At 64.9% G+C, this 15762-nt stretch carries 12 protein-coding genes; all 12 read left to right on the top strand.

Features of this window, described 5'->3' with window-relative positions; all coding sequences use genetic code 11:
• Positions 1–18: 18 nt before the first annotated feature.
• On the top strand, positions 19–1455 hold the full coding sequence (locus tag J3A71_RS24805; protein ID WP_095115837.1) for a TolC family outer membrane protein: 1437 nt from the start codon (positions 19–21) through the stop codon (positions 1453–1455).
• Positions 1452–3620 (top strand): type I secretion system permease/ATPase, encoded by a 2169-nt coding sequence (locus J3A71_RS24810; protein WP_016484934.1) that lies wholly within the window; start codon positions 1452–1454, stop codon positions 3618–3620. Before J3A71_RS24805 ends, J3A71_RS24810 begins: the two co-directional genes overlap by 4 nt.
• Positions 3617–4801 (top strand): HlyD family type I secretion periplasmic adaptor subunit, encoded by a 1185-nt coding sequence (locus tag J3A71_RS24815; protein ID WP_023048372.1) that lies wholly within the window; start codon positions 3617–3619, stop codon positions 4799–4801. The genes J3A71_RS24810 and J3A71_RS24815 overlap by 4 nt, the downstream gene beginning before the upstream one ends.
• A gap of 204 nt (positions 4802–5005) precedes the next feature.
• Complete coding sequence (locus J3A71_RS24820) at positions 5006–5905, top strand: chemotaxis protein (protein WP_016484932.1); 900 nt, start codon at positions 5006–5008, stop codon at positions 5903–5905.
• A gap of 88 nt (positions 5906–5993) precedes the next feature.
• Positions 5994–6305: a hypothetical protein gene (locus tag J3A71_RS24825; RefSeq protein ID WP_016484931.1), complete on the top strand. Its 312-nt coding sequence runs from the start codon at positions 5994–5996 to the stop codon at positions 6303–6305.
• Positions 6302–7036 (top strand): YkgJ family cysteine cluster protein, encoded by a 735-nt coding sequence (locus J3A71_RS24830; protein WP_209953438.1) that lies wholly within the window; start codon positions 6302–6304, stop codon positions 7034–7036. Before J3A71_RS24825 ends, J3A71_RS24830 begins: the two co-directional genes overlap by 4 nt.
• Before the next feature lie 255 nt (positions 7037–7291).
• Positions 7292–8455: an efflux RND transporter periplasmic adaptor subunit gene (locus tag J3A71_RS24835; protein ID WP_102667993.1), complete on the top strand. Its 1164-nt coding sequence runs from the start codon at positions 7292–7294 to the stop codon at positions 8453–8455.
• Complete coding sequence (locus J3A71_RS24840) at positions 8452–11544, top strand: multidrug efflux RND transporter permease subunit (protein WP_209953440.1); 3093 nt, start codon at positions 8452–8454, stop codon at positions 11542–11544. Before J3A71_RS24835 ends, J3A71_RS24840 begins: the two co-directional genes overlap by 4 nt.
• Positions 11545–11553: 9 nt before the next feature.
• Positions 11554–12228 carry a heavy metal response regulator transcription factor gene (locus J3A71_RS24845; RefSeq protein WP_023047985.1) on the top strand — a complete coding sequence of 225 codons (675 nt, stop codon included), beginning with the start codon at positions 11554–11556 and terminating at the stop codon, positions 12226–12228.
• Complete coding sequence (locus J3A71_RS24850; RefSeq protein WP_016484927.1) at positions 12203–13606, top strand: heavy metal sensor histidine kinase; 1404 nt, start codon at positions 12203–12205, stop codon at positions 13604–13606. The genes J3A71_RS24845 and J3A71_RS24850 overlap by 26 nt, the downstream gene beginning before the upstream one ends.
• A gap of 287 nt (positions 13607–13893) precedes the next feature.
• Positions 13894–14118 (top strand): hypothetical protein, encoded by a 225-nt coding sequence (locus J3A71_RS24855; protein WP_016484926.1) that lies wholly within the window; start codon positions 13894–13896, stop codon positions 14116–14118.
• Between the two features lie 206 nt (positions 14119–14324).
• The gene (locus J3A71_RS24860; RefSeq protein WP_102667826.1) at positions 14325–15659 is read left to right on the top strand and encodes an OprD family porin; all 1335 of its coding nucleotides are present in this window, start codon (positions 14325–14327) and stop codon (positions 15657–15659) included.
• Positions 15660–15762: the final 103 nt, after the last annotated feature.

The raw sequence follows: 15762 nt of genomic DNA on the forward strand, positions 1-15762 counted from the left end.
CAGCAGTAAGGGAACTATGTGAAGCGAAGCAGTCCGCTGTCACCGCTGTTGCTGGGAGCCTTCGGGCTCCTGGCCCTGAACTTCCACCCGGTTGCCCTGGCAGCCGATGACATAGACCCCCAACTGCGCCAGATCGGGCCATCGCTGCTACGCGATGCGCCCGAAGCAGTGCCCGCACGCCCCGCCACCGGCATGGCCCCGGTCGCCAGTGGCGAGCGGCTGGGGCTGACCGACGCGGTGCTGCAGGCCGCTCAATGGCACCCCAGCATCGCCGAGGCCATCGGCAACCTCTATAAGCAGGGCGAAGGCATCAACGTCGCCCGCGCCGGGTATTACCCGCAGATTTCCGGCGGTATCCGCACCGGTTATGACACCGGTTATGGCGGCGACCGCAACAGCCAGGCGCTGAACCTGTCGCTCAAGCAGATGCTCTACGACTTCGGCAAGGTCGACAGCGCCGTCAGCGCGGCACAAGCTGCTGCCGCCCGCGCCCAGGCCAATATCCTGCTGGTGGTCGACGACCTGGCCCGCGACACGGCTTATGCCTGGATCGAAACCCGCCGCTACGAGCAACTGATGACCATCGCCCGCGACCAGATTCGCGGGGTCGGTGACATTGCCGGCATGGCCCGCCAACGCAGCGACATGGGCGCCAGCACCCGTTCCGACGTGGTGCAGGCCGAGTCCCGTGTGGAAAGCGCCCGCGCCACGCTGGAGGAATACCAGTCGCAGTACGAGCGCTGGCGCTCGACCCTGGCGGCACTGATGGGGCGCATCACTCCACCGGCGCTGGCCGAGGATTCGCCAGCAGCGCTGAACCAGGCCTGCAAGCGGCCCTCGCAAGGCGATGACCGCCTGCCTGCCGTGCTCATGGCCCTGGCCCAGCGCGCCCAGGGCCAGGCCGAGCTGGCCCAGGCCAAGGCCGAGGCCTACCCGACACTGTCGTTGCAACCACAGGTCAACCACTACCTGGACAACGACTACAACCGCGACAACTCACGGATGGACCGCACCCAGGCAGGCATCTACCTGAACGTCGAGGTACCTATCTATCAAGGGGGTGCCATCAGCGCCCGCAGCCGCGCTGCCGGCCACGCCCTGACCGCCGCCGACTCCGCCGAAGACGCGGCCCGCCTGCAAGCCCGTCGTGGCCTGGCCGAGGCCATGGCACAAACCTCCGGGCTAGACCGCCGGCTGACTTCGCTGGAAGCCCGCCAGGTCAGCATTCAGGAAGCACGCATGCTTTACGGGCGCCAGTACCTGGACCTGGGCACGCGGCCCCTGCTCGACCTGCTCAACGCCGAGCAGGAGATCTACCAGTCACGCTTCGAACTCGCCGGCACCCGCTCCGACCTGCTGCGCCTGGATGTCGACTGCCTGTACAACACCGGCGCCCTGCGCACGGCCTTTGGCCTTGAGGGGCGCAACCTGCAAGGGGTGGAGATCCAGCCATGACCGATTCGATCAATGTGACCCTGCCTGAACAGCCCACTGCCCCCGCGGCCGAAGCGCCTCATCGACCGGACCTTGGACCGTGGCTGGAAGTAATGCTGCAGGTGGCGCACCACTACCGCCTGGACGTGTCGCCCCAGCGTATTCGCCTGGCCGCCGTCGAGGACGCCCGCCCGCTGGATGAAATCCTTCGCCACATGGCGCGCCAGGCCGGCCTGGCCCTGCGCTTCGTGCGCTTCGACGCCAAGGGCTTGCGACAGTGGCGTACACCGCTGGTACTGGAACTGGATGATGGCCAGTTGGCGGTGGTCGAGTCGGTCACCGAAGAGGACGACCTGGCGGTGGTGTTTGCCGGTGACCAGGGCCTGACCTCTCGCCTGCCCCGCGACAGCCTCAAGGGCCGCATCAACCGCGTTGCGCTGCTGCGCCCGGCACGGCCGCTGCGCGATGTGCGCACCGATGACTACACCGCACCCTACGACCGCCACTGGTTTGCCCGCATCGTGCTGCGCGACCTGCGCCCGTATGGGCAGGTGATGGTCGCCTCGCTGGTAGCCAACGTCTTGGCCCTCGCGGGGGTTTTGTTCTCGATGCAGGTGTACGACCGGGTGATCCCGGCCGAGTCGCTGCCCACCCTGTACGTGCTGTTCGGGGGGGTAGTGCTGGCGCTGGTGTTCGACTTCAGCATGCGCCTGCTGCGGCTGAAGGTGACCGACCTGCTGGGCAAACGCGCCGACCTGCGGGTGAGCGACCTGGTCTACGGGCATGCCTTGCGCCTGCGCAACTCGGTGCGCCCTAAGTCCACCGGGTCGTTCATCTCGCAACTGCGCGAGCTGGAATCGATCCGCGACCTGATCACTTCCAGCACCGCCACGGCGCTGGCCGACCTGCCGTTCTTCCTGTTGTTCCTGTTCGTGTTCTGGCTGATCGGCGGCGTGCTGGTGTTCATCCCGCTGGTCGCATTGCTGGCCATGGTGGTGCCTGGGGTACTGGCCCAACGGCGCCTGGCGCGGCTGGCCAATGCCTCCATGCGCGAGTCGGCGCTGCGCAACGCCATGCTGGTAGAAAGCATCCAGGGCCTGGACGAAATCAAGGCACTGCAGGCCGAAGCACGCTTCGAACGGCAGTGGAACCAGTACAACGCCGCCTGCGCCCATACCAACCTGCGCCTGCGCACCCTCACCAACGGCCTGGTGACCTGGACCCAGAACGTGCAGGGCGCGGTGTTTGCTGTGGTCATCGTGGTCGGCGCACCGATGGTCATCGCCGGCGACCTTACGACCGGTAGCCTGGTGGCGGCGTCGATGCTGTCGTCACGGATGATGGCGCCGCTGGCGCAACTGACCCATGTGCTGACCCGCTGGCAGCAGGCCAAGGTGGCCCTGCAAGGGCTGGACAAGCTGATGCAGTCACCGGTCGACCACCCCGAAGGCGAAGCCCGCGTACACCTGCCGGCGATTCGTGGCGAGTACCGCCTGCGCCAGGCCAACTTCCGCTACAGCGAGGAGTCCCCGCCAGTGCTGAACATCGGCCAGCTGGATATCCAGCCGGGCGAGCGCATTGCCGTGCTCGGGCGCAACGGCGCCGGCAAGTCGACCCTGCTGCAAGCGCTGGGAGGGGCCATGGACCTGGTGCAAGGCGAGGTCAGCCTGGACGGCATCGCCATGGGCCACCTCGACCCTGCCGACCTGCGCCGTGACGTGGGCCTGCTGCCACAGTACGCGCGCTTGTTCCACGGCACCCTGCGGGAAAACCTCACCCTCGGTGCCGGCCAGGCCAGCGACCAGGAACTGGTGGCCGCACTGGCTGCCACGGGCGCGCTGGACTTCGTCCGCCGCCTGCCCAAGGGCATGGACCACCTGATCCTGGAAGGCGGCCTGGGCTTGTCGGGCGGCCAGCGCCAGGCCCTGGTGCTGTCGCGCCTGCTGGTGCGCCAGCCGCAAGTGTTGCTGCTGGACGAGCCGACTGCGTCGCTGGACGACATGACCGAGCGCAAGCTGCTGGATAACCTCGAACGCTTCTGCCAGGGCCGCACCCTGGTGATCGCCACCCACCGCCTGAGCGTGCTGCAACGGGTCGACCGCATCCTGGTGCTGGACGGCGGGCGCATCGTCATCGATGACACCCGCGATGCTGCGCTGGCCAAACTGCAAGGAGCCCAGGCATGAGCAACCATGAACTCCCGGCCTCCTACCTGGATGGGCAGGACGACCAGGCGGTGTTCCGCGCCGGCCGCATCATCACCATCTGTGCCTTGATGCTGGCCGCATTTCTGGCCTGGGCCGCCTGGTTCGAGGTGACCGAAGTGTCCACCGGCACCGGCAAGGTGATCCCCAGTTCGCGGGAGCAGGTGATCCAGTCGTTCGAGGGCGGCATCGTCGCGCAGATGAGCGTGGCCGAAGGCGACCTGGTCGAGCGCGGACAGGTGCTGGCCCAGCTCGACCCGACCAAGACCGCCTCCAGTGTCGGCGAGAGCGAAGCCAAGTACCGCGCTGCCAAGGCCAGCCAGGCCCGCTTGCAGGCAGAGGTCACTGGCAGGCCGCTGACTTTCCCGGACAGCCTGCGCGACTCGCCCGACCTGATCGACGCGGAAACCGCGCTGTACCAGACCCGCCGCCGCGGCCTGGAGCAGACCCTGGCGGGTATCCAGGACTCGCTGCAACTGGTGCGCAGCGAGCTGAAGATCACCGAGAACCTGGCAAAGATGGGCGCCTCCAGCCGGGTCGAAGTGATCCGCCTGAACCGCCAGCGTTCAGAGCTGGAGCTCAAGGCCAACGAAGCCCGCTCCGACTACCTGGTGCGTGCCCGGGAAGAACTGGCCAAAGCCAGCGCCGAGGCCGACAGCCTGTCAGAAGTGGTCCGCGGGCGCAGCGACTCGCTTACCCGCCTGACCTTGCGCTCACCGGTGCGTGGCATCGTCAAGGACATTGAGGTCAACACCCTGGGCGGCGTGGTGCAGCCCGGTGGCCAGGTCATGAAGATCGTGCCGATGGACGAACGCCTGCTGATCGAAACCCGCATCGCCCCGCGCGATATCGCGTTCATCCACCCCGACCAGGCGGCCAAGGTCAAGATCAGTGCCTATGACTATTCGGTGTATGGCGGACTGGATGGCAAGGTGGTGGGGATTTCGCCGGATACCCTGCAGGATGAGGTGAAACCGGAAATCTACTACTACAGGGTGTTCATCCGCACCGAGCAGGACAGCCTGCAGAACAAGGCCGGCAAGCACTTCGCGATCGTGCCGGGGATGATTGCCACGGTGGATATCCGCACCGGCGAGAAGACCATCCTCGATTACCTGATCAAGCCGCTGAACCGGGCCAAGGAGGCACTGCGCGAACGCTGATCCAGGCGTTTACACACATCACCTGTGGGAGCGGGCATGCCCGCGAACACCGGCGGAGCCGGTGCCATGTACCGCGTCGCACGCTTCGCGGGCATGCCCGCTCCCACAGGGTCCCAAGCATCCCCAGGTTCTGTGCAAAATGCCTAAAGCCCGACCAACACGGGCCGATAACCGGTTATCCCCTGTTCCCCACCGAAGGTCACCATGGCCACGCAAAATGCCCGCGCGGACTCGTTGTCCCTGCTGCTGTTCACCCTGCGCAGCGGCAAGTTGATGGCAATCAACCTGCTCAAGGTCAGCGAAATCATCCCCTGCCCGCCGCTGACCAAGCTGCCGGAGTCGCACCCCAACGTGAAGGGTGTGGCGACCCTGCGTGGCCATTCGCTGTCGGTCATCGACCTGTCACGCGCCATCGGCGAGCGGCCCCTGGAAGACCCGCAAGGCGGCTGCCTGATCGTCACTGAAATCAGCCGCTCGCGCCAAGGCCTGCATGTGCAGGCGGTCAGCCGCATCGTGCATTGCCTGAGCACCGACATCAAACCGCCACCCTTTGCTTCGGGCAACCGCTCGTTCATCACCGGCGTGACCCGGGTCGACAACACCCTGGTGCAGGTGCTGGACATCGAAAAAGTCATCCACTCCATCGCCCCACCGCCGGCCGAACCCGCACACGGCACCTTGAGCGAAGAAGACGCCAGCCTGCTGGCCGCCGCCAACATCCTGGTGGTGGACGACAGCCTGGTGGCCCTGCAGCAGTCGGTGCACACCCTGCGCAACCTGGGCATCGAATGCCACACCGCGCGCAGCGCCAAAGATGCCATCAACGTGTTGCTGGAGCTGCAAGGCACCGCGCAGGAGATCAACATCATCGTCTCCGACATCGAAATGAGCGAGATGGATGGCTACGCCTTCACCCGCACCCTGCGCGAAACCCCTGATTTCCAGCACCTGTACGTGCTGCTGCACACCTCGCTGGACAGTGCCATGAGCAGCGAGAAGGCAACCCAGGCCGGGGCCAACGCCATCCTCACCAAGTTCTCCTCGCCAGAGCTGACCGATTGTCTGGTGGTGGCCGCGCGTACCGTGGTGTTTGCCGAGCACTGATATATTAAGCGACAAACTCCCCGGCTTGCCGCCGGGGGTGAGTCGGGCATAATTCGCGCCCCTCGCAAGCAAATTGCCGGAATCGCGTATGAAGTTTTTCAGCTCTATCCTGATCACCTGCGCCCTCCTCAGCGGTATCGCCCAGGCCTCCAGCAGCCAGGCCTGGAACGAGCAGCGCCAACAGATGCTCAAGGCCTGCCTGGCCGCCAGCCAGTTCAAGGATGCCCACGCCCGCGGCAAGCCCGCCGAGTTCGATGACCAGGTCGGCATGAGCGCCCTGCTGGTCGAAGGCGTCTACCCGCAGAAGCACATGCAGCAACGCACCGGCACCGAGCTGTGCCTGTACGACCGCCAGCACCAGCGTGCCTTCATCAGCGAGTGGAGCCCGGAAGCCAAGTGACCGACAACTTGCGATTCGGTTGTACCGGCTGCGGCAAGTGCTGCACCGGGCACCACGTGCCCCTGACGCTGGCTGAGGCACGCCGCTGGGCAGATGATGCCGGCCAGGTGATAGTGCTGATCGAAGCCTTCGTGGCCGATGGCCCCGGCATGCCGCCTGAGCAGCGCGAACATGTGCTGCGCCGCTCGTATCCGGTGGCCTGCGGCGACGGTGAGGCACGCGTGTCGGTGACCTTTGCCGCGTTCAACCCCGGGCGCTGCCGCAACCTGGACGACGACGACCTGTGCACCATCTATGAACAGCGCCCGCTGGTCTGTCGCATCTACCCGGTGGAAATCAACCCGCACATTCCGCTGCGCCCGGACAGCAAGGACTGCCCGCCGGAAGCCTGGCAGCACGGGCCGGAACTGATTCACGGCACGCAACTGGTCGATGCGGAACTGCAAGCGCTGGTGCAAGCGTCACGGCAAGCCGACCGCGATGACATTGCTGCCAAGGTGGCGGTGTGCCAGGCGCTGGGCATGACCACCAGTGCGCTCAAGGGCAATGGCTTTACCGCCTACCTGCCAGACATGGGCGCGTTTGCCACGGCGCTGGCGCAGGAGCCCATACCTGACGCTGCACAGTGGACCTTGCATGTGCAGGATGAACCGCTGGTCGCGAGCTTGCAGGCGCTTGGTTTGCGCACTACCCACGAAACCCCGGTGTACTACGCCTTCATAGGCTTTTAGCCTGAGCGACTTCAGCAAGCATTCCACGGTAACTGTGGGAGCGGGCGTGCCCGCGAACGCCGGCGCAGCCGGTGCCATCCACCGCGTCGTCTTCTTCGCGGGGACGCCCGCTCCCACAGTGCTCCCCTGTCGCATGCCACCCGGTGAAACTGACAGCGCTGTCAGCCAGCCGTCACGCTGCCGACCCGGTGCGGGGGCTATAAGATTGAGTACAGACAACCGTTTCCCTCCCACCTGGCCAAGGTGCCCGCACCGATGCGACGTCCGTCCCGCTCTGCCTTCCTCGCCGCACTGGCGCTCCTGGCCCTGGTGGTAGCAGGCACCTGGTTCAGCCAGCGCCAACCCGCACCGGCCGCCCGCGCGCAAACCGCCGTACCAGTGCGCGTGGTCAGCGTCGCCCAGCAGGACGTGCCACGCTATGCCAGCGCCATCGGCTCGGTATTGTCGCTGCACAGCGTCGAGATCCGGCCCCAGGTCGAGGGGATACTCACCCAAGTGCTGGTCAAGGAAGGCCAATGGGTCAAGGAAGGTGACCTGCTCGCTACCCTCGACGACCGCAGCATCCGCGCCAGCCTCGATCAGGCCCGCGCACAACTCGGCCAAAGCCAGGCCCAGATCCAGGTGGCCGGCGTCGACCTCAAGCGTTACCGCCTGCTCAGCAGCGATGACGGCGTGTCCAAGCAAACCCTCGACCAGCAACAGGCGTTGGTCAACCAGCTGCAAGCCACGGTCAAGGGCAACCAGGCGGCCATCGCCAACGCCGAGGTGCAACTCTCCTACACACAGATACGTTCACCGGTAACCGGGCGCGTGGGCATCCGCAATATCGACCCGGGCAACCTGGTGCGCACCAGCGACACCCAAGGGCTGTTCAGCGTGACCCAGATCGATCCGATCGCTGTGGAGTTCTCGCTGCCGCAACAGATGCTGCCAACCCTGCAAGGCCTGCTCAAGGCGCAAACGCCGGCGCTGGTCGAGGCCTACATGGATGCCGATGGTGAGCGCAACCTGCTCGGCGCAGGCCACCTTGCCCTGATCGACAACCAGATTTCGGCCAACACCGGCACGGTGCGCGTCAAGGCCGAGTTCGACAACAAGGACGGCCTGCTATGGCCGGGGCAACTGGTCACCGTGCGCCTGCGCACGGCGATGGACCAAGACGCCCTGGTGGTGCCGCCCCCCGTGGTGCAACGCAGCATCGATGGGCACTTCGTCTACCGCGTCGACGGCGACAAAGTCACCAACGTGCCGGTCAAGGTACTGTATCAGGACAGCACGCTGAACATCGTCGCCGGGGTCAAGGCCGGCGACCAGCTGGTACTCGATGGCCAATCGCGCCTCAAACCCGGCTCCAGGGTCGAGATCACCCCTGACGCCCCGCCGCCTGCCGAGATGGCCGAGCGCAGGAGCCAGCCATGAACACCCGCAATGGCGTCTCGGCGTGGTGCATCGACCACCCTATCGCCACCCTGCTGCTGACCTTCGCCTTGGTCCTGCTCGGCGCCATCGCCTTCCCGCGCCTGCCGGTGGCACCCTTGCCAGAAGCGGACTTCCCGACCATTCAGGTCACCGCCCAGTTGCCCGGTGCCAGCCCGGAAACCATGGCCTCGTCGGTGGCCACGCCGCTGGAGGTGCAGTTCAGCGCCATCCCCGGCATGACCCAGATGACCAGCAGCAGCGCGCTGGGCTCGACCACGCTGATCCTGCAGTTCACCCTGGACAAGAACATCGACACCGCCGCCCAGGAAGTGCAGGCAGCGATCAACACGGCCACCGCCCGCCTGCCCCAGGACCTGCCCAGCCCGCCCACCTGGCGCAAGGTCAACCCGGCCGACAGCCCGGTGGTAATCCTCACCGTCAGCTCCGCACAGATGCCCGGCAACGAGCTCAGCGACTACGCCGAAACCCTCTTGGCGCGCCAGCTCAGCCAGATCGACGGGGTCGGCCTGATCAACATCACCGGCCAGCTGCGCCCGGCCATACGGGTGCAGGCACAACCCGAGAAACTCGCGGCCATCGGCCTGACCCTGGCCGACGTGCGCCTGGCTATCCAGCAGACCAGCCTGAACCTGGCCAAAGGCGCGCTGTACGGCGAGCACAGCGTGTCGACCATCGCCGCCAACGACCAGCTGTTCCACCCCGAAGACTATGCGCAGCTGATCGTCAGCTACCGCAATGGCGCCCCGGTGCACCTGAAGGACGTGGCCAAGGTAATCAATGGTGCCGAGAACGCCTATGTAAGTGCCTGGTCAGGCAACCAACCGGGGCTGAATCTGGTGATCTTCCGCCAGCCTGGCGCCAATATCGTCGACACCGTGGACCGGGTGCTCGACGCCTTGCCGCGCTTGCAAGAGATGCTGCCGGCCTCGGTTGAAGTGTCGGTGCTGCAGGACCGCACCCAGACCATCCGCAGTTCGCTGCACGAGGTCGAGCTGACCCTGATGATCGCCGTGGCGCTGGTGATTGGGGTGATGGCGCTGTTCCTGCGTCAGTGGTCGGCCACCTTCATCGTCTCCAGCGTGCTCGGCGTCTCGCTGATCGCCACGTGCGCGCTGATGTACGTGTTCGGCTTCAGCCTCAACAACCTGACCTTGGTGGCCATCGTCATTGCCGTCGGCTTCGTGGTCGATGATGCCATCGTTGTGGTGGAGAACATTCATCGCCATCTGGAAGCCGGCGACGATAGCCGCACCGCTGCGCTCAAAGGCGCCGGCGAGATCGGCTTTACCGTGGTGTCGATCAGTTTCTCGCTGATCGCCGCGTTCATTCCGCTGCTGTTCATGGGCGGTGTGGTGGGCCGGCTGTTCAAGGAGTTCGCCCTGACCGCCACGGCCACCATTTTGATCTCGGTGGTGGTATCGCTGACCCTGGCCCCCACCCTTTCGGCGCTGTTCATGCGCCGCCCACCCGGCGACCACCAGGGCGGTTTCGGCCAGCGCCTGCTGGGTTGGTACGAAAAAGGCCTGGACCGCGCGCTGGCCCACCGGCGGATCACCCTGGGGGTGTTCGGCATTACCCTGGCGCTGGCCGTGGCCGGCTACGTGGGCATCCCCAAAGGCTTCTTCCCGCTGCAGGACACCGGCTTCATTCTCGGCACCACCGAGGCAGCTGCGGACGTGTCCTACCCGTCGATGATCGACAAGCACCTGGCGCTGGCGAAAATCATCGGTGACGACCCGGCAGTGCGCGCCTATTCGCACTCGGTGGGGGTGACTGGCAGCAACCAGACCATCGCCAACGGCCGTTTCTGGATCTCGCTCAAGCCCCGCGGCGAGCGCGATGTCTCGGCCAGCGAATGGATCGACCGGATTCGCCCGAAACTCGCCCAGGTGCCGGGCATCGTCCTGTACATGCGCGCCGGCCAGGACATCAACCTCAGCTCCGGCCCGTCACGCACCCAGTACCAATACGTGCTCAAGAGCAACGACGGCGTCGCGCTCAACCTGTGGACCCAGCGCCTTACCGACCGCCTGCGGGAAAACCCGGCGCTGCGTGACCTGTCCAACGACCTGCAACTGGGCGCCAGCGTCACCCGCATCGATATCGACCGCCAGGCCGCGGCGCGTTTCGGCCTGACCACCACCGACGTCGACCAGGCCCTGTACGATGCCTTCGGCCAGCGCCAGATCAGCGAATTTCAGACCGAGACCAACCAGTACAAGGTCATCCTCGAACTGGACGCGCAACAGCGCGGCAAGGCTGAAAGCCTCAACTTCTTCTACTTGCGCTCACCGCTGACCAACGAGATGGTGCCGCTGTCGGCCCTGGCGCATGTTGCCGCGCCAAGCACCGGGCCGCTGTCGATCAGCCACGACGGCCTGTTCCCGGCCGCCAACCTGTCGTTCAACCTGGCGCCCGGCGTGGCCTTGGGCGATGCGGTGCAGATCCTGGAGCGTGCGCAGCGCGAGCTGGGCATGCCCGACTCGATCACCGGCAACTTCCAGGGCGCCGCCCAGGCGTTCCAGAGCTCGCTGTCGAGCCAGCCCTACCTGATCCTCGCCGCGCTGGTGGCGGTTTACATCATCCTCGGTGTGCTCTACGAGAGCTTCGTCCACCCGCTGACCATCATCTCCACCCTGCCCTCCGCAGGCCTGGGCGCGATCATCCTGCTGTGGGCCAGCGGCCAAGACTTCAGCATCATGGGGCTGATCGGCGTGGTACTGCTGATCGGCATCGTCAAGAAGAACGGCATCCTGCTCATCGACTTTGCCCTCGAAGCCCAGCGCCACCACGGCATGACATCCGAACAGGCGATACGCCAGGCATGCCTGGTGCGCTTCCGTCCGATCATCATGACTACCCTGGCCGCGCTACTGGGCGCGGTGCCGCTGATGTTCGGCTTTGGCACCGGCGCCGAGCTGCGCCAGCCACTGGGCATCGCCGTGGTGGGTGGCCTGCTGGTGAGCCAGGCCCTGACGCTGTTTACCACCCCGGTCATATACTTGGCCCTGGAGCGCCTGTTCCATCGCCGCCAGGCTGCCCGCGCGGCAGCGCCAAGTGCCAGTTAGGACAAGACCATGCGTGTGCTGATCATCGAAGACGAAGAAAAAACCGCCGACTACCTGCATCGCGGCCTGAGCGAACAGGGCTTTACCGTTGACCTGGCACGGGACGGTATCGATGGCCTGCACCTGGCCCTGGAGGGCGACTACGCGGTGATCGTGCTGGATGTGATGCTGCCTGGCCTGGACGGCTATGGCGTGCTGCGCGCCTTGCGCGCACGCAAGCAGACGCCGGTGATCATGCTGACCGCCCGTGAACGGGTCGAAGACCGCATTCATGGCTTGCGTGAGGGCGCCGACGACTATCTGGGCAAGCCGTTCTCGTTCCTTGAACTGGTCGCCCGCCTGCAGGCCCTGACCCGGCGCAGCAGCAACCATGAACCGTTGCAGGTGCAGGTGGCAGACCTGTGGATCGACCTGATGGCCCGCAAGGCCACACGCGCCGGGCAGCGCCTGGACCTGACGGCCAAAGAGTTCTCGCTGCTCAGCGTGCTGGCCCGGCGGCAGGGTGAAATCCTGTCGAAAACGGCGATTGCCGAACTGGTCTGGGACATCAACTTCGACAGCGACGCCAACGTCGTGGAAGTGGCAATCAAACGCCTGCGCGCCAAGCTCGACGGGCCCTTCGACAACAAGCTGCTGCACACCATCCGAGGCATGGGCTATGTCCTGGAAAACCGCGCGGGGTAATTCCATCGCCCTGCGCCTGTCGGCGCTGTTCATCCTGGTGGCGCTGGGCGTGTTCCTGCTGATCGGCTCGGCGCTGTACCGCCAGGTCGACCGCAGCCTGGACCTGCTGCCGCAGGCGGAACTGGATGCGCGCTTCAGCGTGCTCGAATCTACCCTCAACCGCTTCGGCACACAGGAACACTGGGCCAAGATCAACAACAAGCTCAACCTGCTCAGCGAAGAAGACAAGCGCATCCGCTTCTGGGTAGTCAGCAGCAACCCGGCCTACGAATACGGCCACCCCAGCGAGCTGGTCCGTGCCTTTGCCGAAGGCCCGCAGGGTATGCGCGACCTGCGCCTGCCCGACCGGCCCTACCCTTACAAGGTGCTGGTCAGCGAGCTACCGGGCCTGGGCGAGCGGCCACCGCTGCGCTTTTTGATTGGCATCGACACCGAAACGTTCTGGCAGGCCCAGCACAGCCTGCTGCTGGCGATTGTCGGGCTGGCGGTGCTTGGCGTGCTGCTGGCTTCAATGCTGGGGTACTGGGTCGCGCGCATTGGCCTGCGCCCGCTGCTGGCGTTGTCCAACGAGGCCCAGGCCCTGGCCCCGCCACGCCTGGATGGGCGTTTGCAAACCCACGCCCTGGCCCCGGAACTGGCACAGTTCGCCGGCGCCTTCAACGCCGCCCTCGACCGGGTCAGCCAGGCCTACTCACGGCTGGAAGCCTTCAACGCCGACGTCGCCCACGAACTGCGCTCGCCGCTGACCAACCTGATCGGCCAGACCCAGGTAGCGCTTACCCGTGGCCGCAGTGCCGAGCATTACTTCGAAGTGCTGCAATCAAACCTGGAAGAGCTGGAGCGCCTGCGCAGCATCATCAACGACATGCTGTTTCTGGCCAGCGCCGACCAAGGCAGCAAGGCCACCGCCCTCACCCAGGCCTCGCTGGCCGAAGAAGTGGCAACCACCCTCGACTACCTGGACTACATCCTCGAAGACGCCCAGGTCAGCGTGAGCGTGATCGGCGACGCCCAGGCGCCCATCGAAAAGGCCCAGTTACGCCGGGCGCTGATCAACCTGCTGAACAACGCCGTGCAGCACACCGCGCCGCACCAGGTGATCCAGGTGCAGATCGATGCCGGGCCCGAGCAGGTCAGCATTGCCGTGAGCAACCCGGGGCCGGCGATTGACGATGAACACCTGCCGTTGCTGTTCGAACGCTTCTACCGCGTGGATGCGGCGCGCAGCAACAGCGGTGGGGGCAACCATGGGCTGGGGTTGGCGATCGTCAAGGCGATTGCGCTGATGCATGGGGGGGAAGTGTTTGTGCGCAGTGGGGCCGGGCTCAATACCTTTGGTATCCAGTTGCCGACCTTGAGGCCTGCGCGCTCTGTGTAGGAGCGGCCTTGTGCCGCGAAAGGGTCGCGAAGCGGCCCCAGACGTTTTGGCAGGGCCAAGATTGCCGGGGCTGCTGCGCAGCCCATTCGCGGCGCAAGGCCGCTCCTACAAGGACCGCGCAGGCTCTCTAGCGCGGGAGTTTGCGGCCAAAGTACTATTGCTTTTTCTTGGATCGTTACCTTTTGCGCAACAGTGCTTATCGCACTTCGCTCTGTTTCAAGTGCACTGAAAGGACTAACTTTACCCCCGTCCTCATTAGCACTTGCACCGCAAGAAGGTAGTTTCAAATGTCCAACAGTATGGGTATTGCCAGCGTCTTCGTTCTGTCTTCCCTGTTGTTGTCGCCCCTGGCCATGGCCGAAGAATCCAGCGCTTTCGTCACCCGCAATGCAGAGCTCGCCGCCGTCCATCAAGAGGCCCGCGACGCTGTAGCAGCAAACAAGGCAGAAGCCACCAAATCCCCAGAACAGACCGCTTCCAAAGTTTCTGTCGATGCCAATGCCGACAGCTGATCAAGCGCTGTTGCTGCTCCCGATTTCCCTTGGCTACACCATGGGCACCACCGGTGCCGATATGTTAGCCTTTTAAAGCCGCTGCCGATCAGCGGCTTTTTTTATGTGCTTTAAACCTCAGCCCGGCTGTAACGTCTACCTAAAAAAAAAGACGCACATTCAAAAATAAAAACTGCCCCACCGTCAGACCAAAGGAGCTAGTACCGGTGCCTTCCGCGTTTCGCTTTACCCCGCTGTTCATTGCGTTGACTGCAACGATCCCTGTCGCCGCCCAGGCAGATGAAGACAAGGCTGATGGCTTCATTGAAGGGTCGTCCTTCAACCTGCACTTTCGTAATGCCTACTTCAACCGCGACAACCACAACGCTGGCGTGCGTGACACCCGCGAGTGGGGCCAGGGCGCGGTTGCGCGCTTCGAGTCGGGCTACACCCCAGGCGTAATCGGCTTCGGCCTGGATGCCCACGCCATGCTGGGCCTCAAGTTGGACGGCGGTGGCGGCCATGCCGGCACGAGCATCCTGCCCGAGCACATCAAGGACGACGGTGAGCTGGGCGCTGCCCCGCATTCGTTCTCCACTGCCGGTGCTGCGATCAAGCTCAAGGCGTTCGACACCGAGCTGAAAGCCGGTGACCTGTTCCTCACCAACCCGGTGATCGCGGGCGGCGAAACCCGCATGCTGCCGCAGACCTTCCGTGGTGTGAGCTTGACCAACACCAGCATCGACGGCCTGCTGCTCGAAGGCGGCCAGGTGAGCTTTACCCACCCGTACAACCAGAGCGGCCACCGCCGCATCGACACCTACTACGGTTCGCTGGACGAGCACGACAAGAGCAAGCACCTGAACTGGGCCGGCGCGTCATGGAGCGGTACCGAGAACATCACCAGCAACCTTTACGCCGCCGAGCTGAAGGACATCTGGAACCAGTACTACGCGGACTTCGACTACACCTACGTGGTCAACGACCTGGTCAGCCTGAACCCGGGCGTGCACTTCTACCACACGCAGGACACCGGCCAGGCCCTGCTGGGCAAGATCGACAACAACACCTACAGCGTGCACTTCACCGTCAATGCGGGCTTCCACAGCGTCACCGCCGCCTACCAACGGGTCAATGGCAACACGCCATTCGACTACATCAACCTGGGCGACAGCGTGTATCTGGACAACTCGCGCATGTACTCGGACTTCAACGCGCCAAACGAGCGCTCGTGGAAGCTGCAGTACGACTATGATTTCGCCGGTGTCGGCGTGCCTGGCCTGACCACCTCGCTGTCGTACTCGCGCGGCGAGGCCGATCTGACCAAAGCCACCCAGGACACCAGCCACTACGACTACTACCGTGAAGATGGCAAGAACGCCATGCACTGGGAACGTGACCTGGACGTGAAGTACGTGTTCCAGGAGGGTGACCTGAAGGACCTGTCGGTACTGGTGCGCTATGCCACTCACCGTGGCAGCCAGGGGTATGCGTCGATCGACAGCAACAGCGACAACGATGAAGTGCGGGTGATCGTCGACTACCCACTGAACGTGTTCTGATCCAGGACCGCTAGCGAGGGCTGCGCCCTCGATCGCCGGCAAGCCAGCTCCCACAGGTACTGCATAACCGCTAAGCCTGTTGCTGTACCTGTGGGAGCTGGCT

It is taken from the genome of Pseudomonas sp. PvP089 (assembly GCF_017875165.1).
Taxonomy (GTDB): Bacteria; Pseudomonadota; Gammaproteobacteria; order Pseudomonadales; family Pseudomonadaceae; genus Aquipseudomonas; species Aquipseudomonas fortuita.

Excerpts from the sequence above, each read along its gene's own strand:
- J3A71_RS24840 (WP_209953440.1), top strand. The coding sequence starts at position 8,452 with ATGAACACCCGCAATGGCGTCTCGGCGTGGTGCATCGACCACCCTATC.
- J3A71_RS24850 (WP_016484927.1), top strand. The coding sequence starts at position 12,203 with ATGTCCTGGAAAACCGCGCGGGGTAATTCCATCGCCCTGCGCCTGTCG.
- J3A71_RS24815 (WP_023048372.1), top strand. The coding sequence starts at position 3,617 with ATGAGCAACCATGAACTCCCGGCCTCCTACCTGGATGGGCAGGACGAC.
- J3A71_RS24825 (WP_016484931.1), top strand. The coding sequence starts at position 5,994 with ATGAAGTTTTTCAGCTCTATCCTGATCACCTGCGCCCTCCTCAGCGGT.
- J3A71_RS24835 (WP_102667993.1), top strand. The coding sequence starts at position 7,292 with ATGCGACGTCCGTCCCGCTCTGCCTTCCTCGCCGCACTGGCGCTCCTG.
- J3A71_RS24820 (WP_016484932.1), top strand. The coding sequence starts at position 5,006 with ATGGCCACGCAAAATGCCCGCGCGGACTCGTTGTCCCTGCTGCTGTTC.
- J3A71_RS24810 (WP_016484934.1), top strand. The coding sequence starts at position 1,452 with ATGACCGATTCGATCAATGTGACCCTGCCTGAACAGCCCACTGCCCCC.
- J3A71_RS24855 (WP_016484926.1), top strand. The coding sequence starts at position 13,894 with ATGTCCAACAGTATGGGTATTGCCAGCGTCTTCGTTCTGTCTTCCCTG.
- J3A71_RS24845 (WP_023047985.1), top strand. The coding sequence starts at position 11,554 with ATGCGTGTGCTGATCATCGAAGACGAAGAAAAAACCGCCGACTACCTG.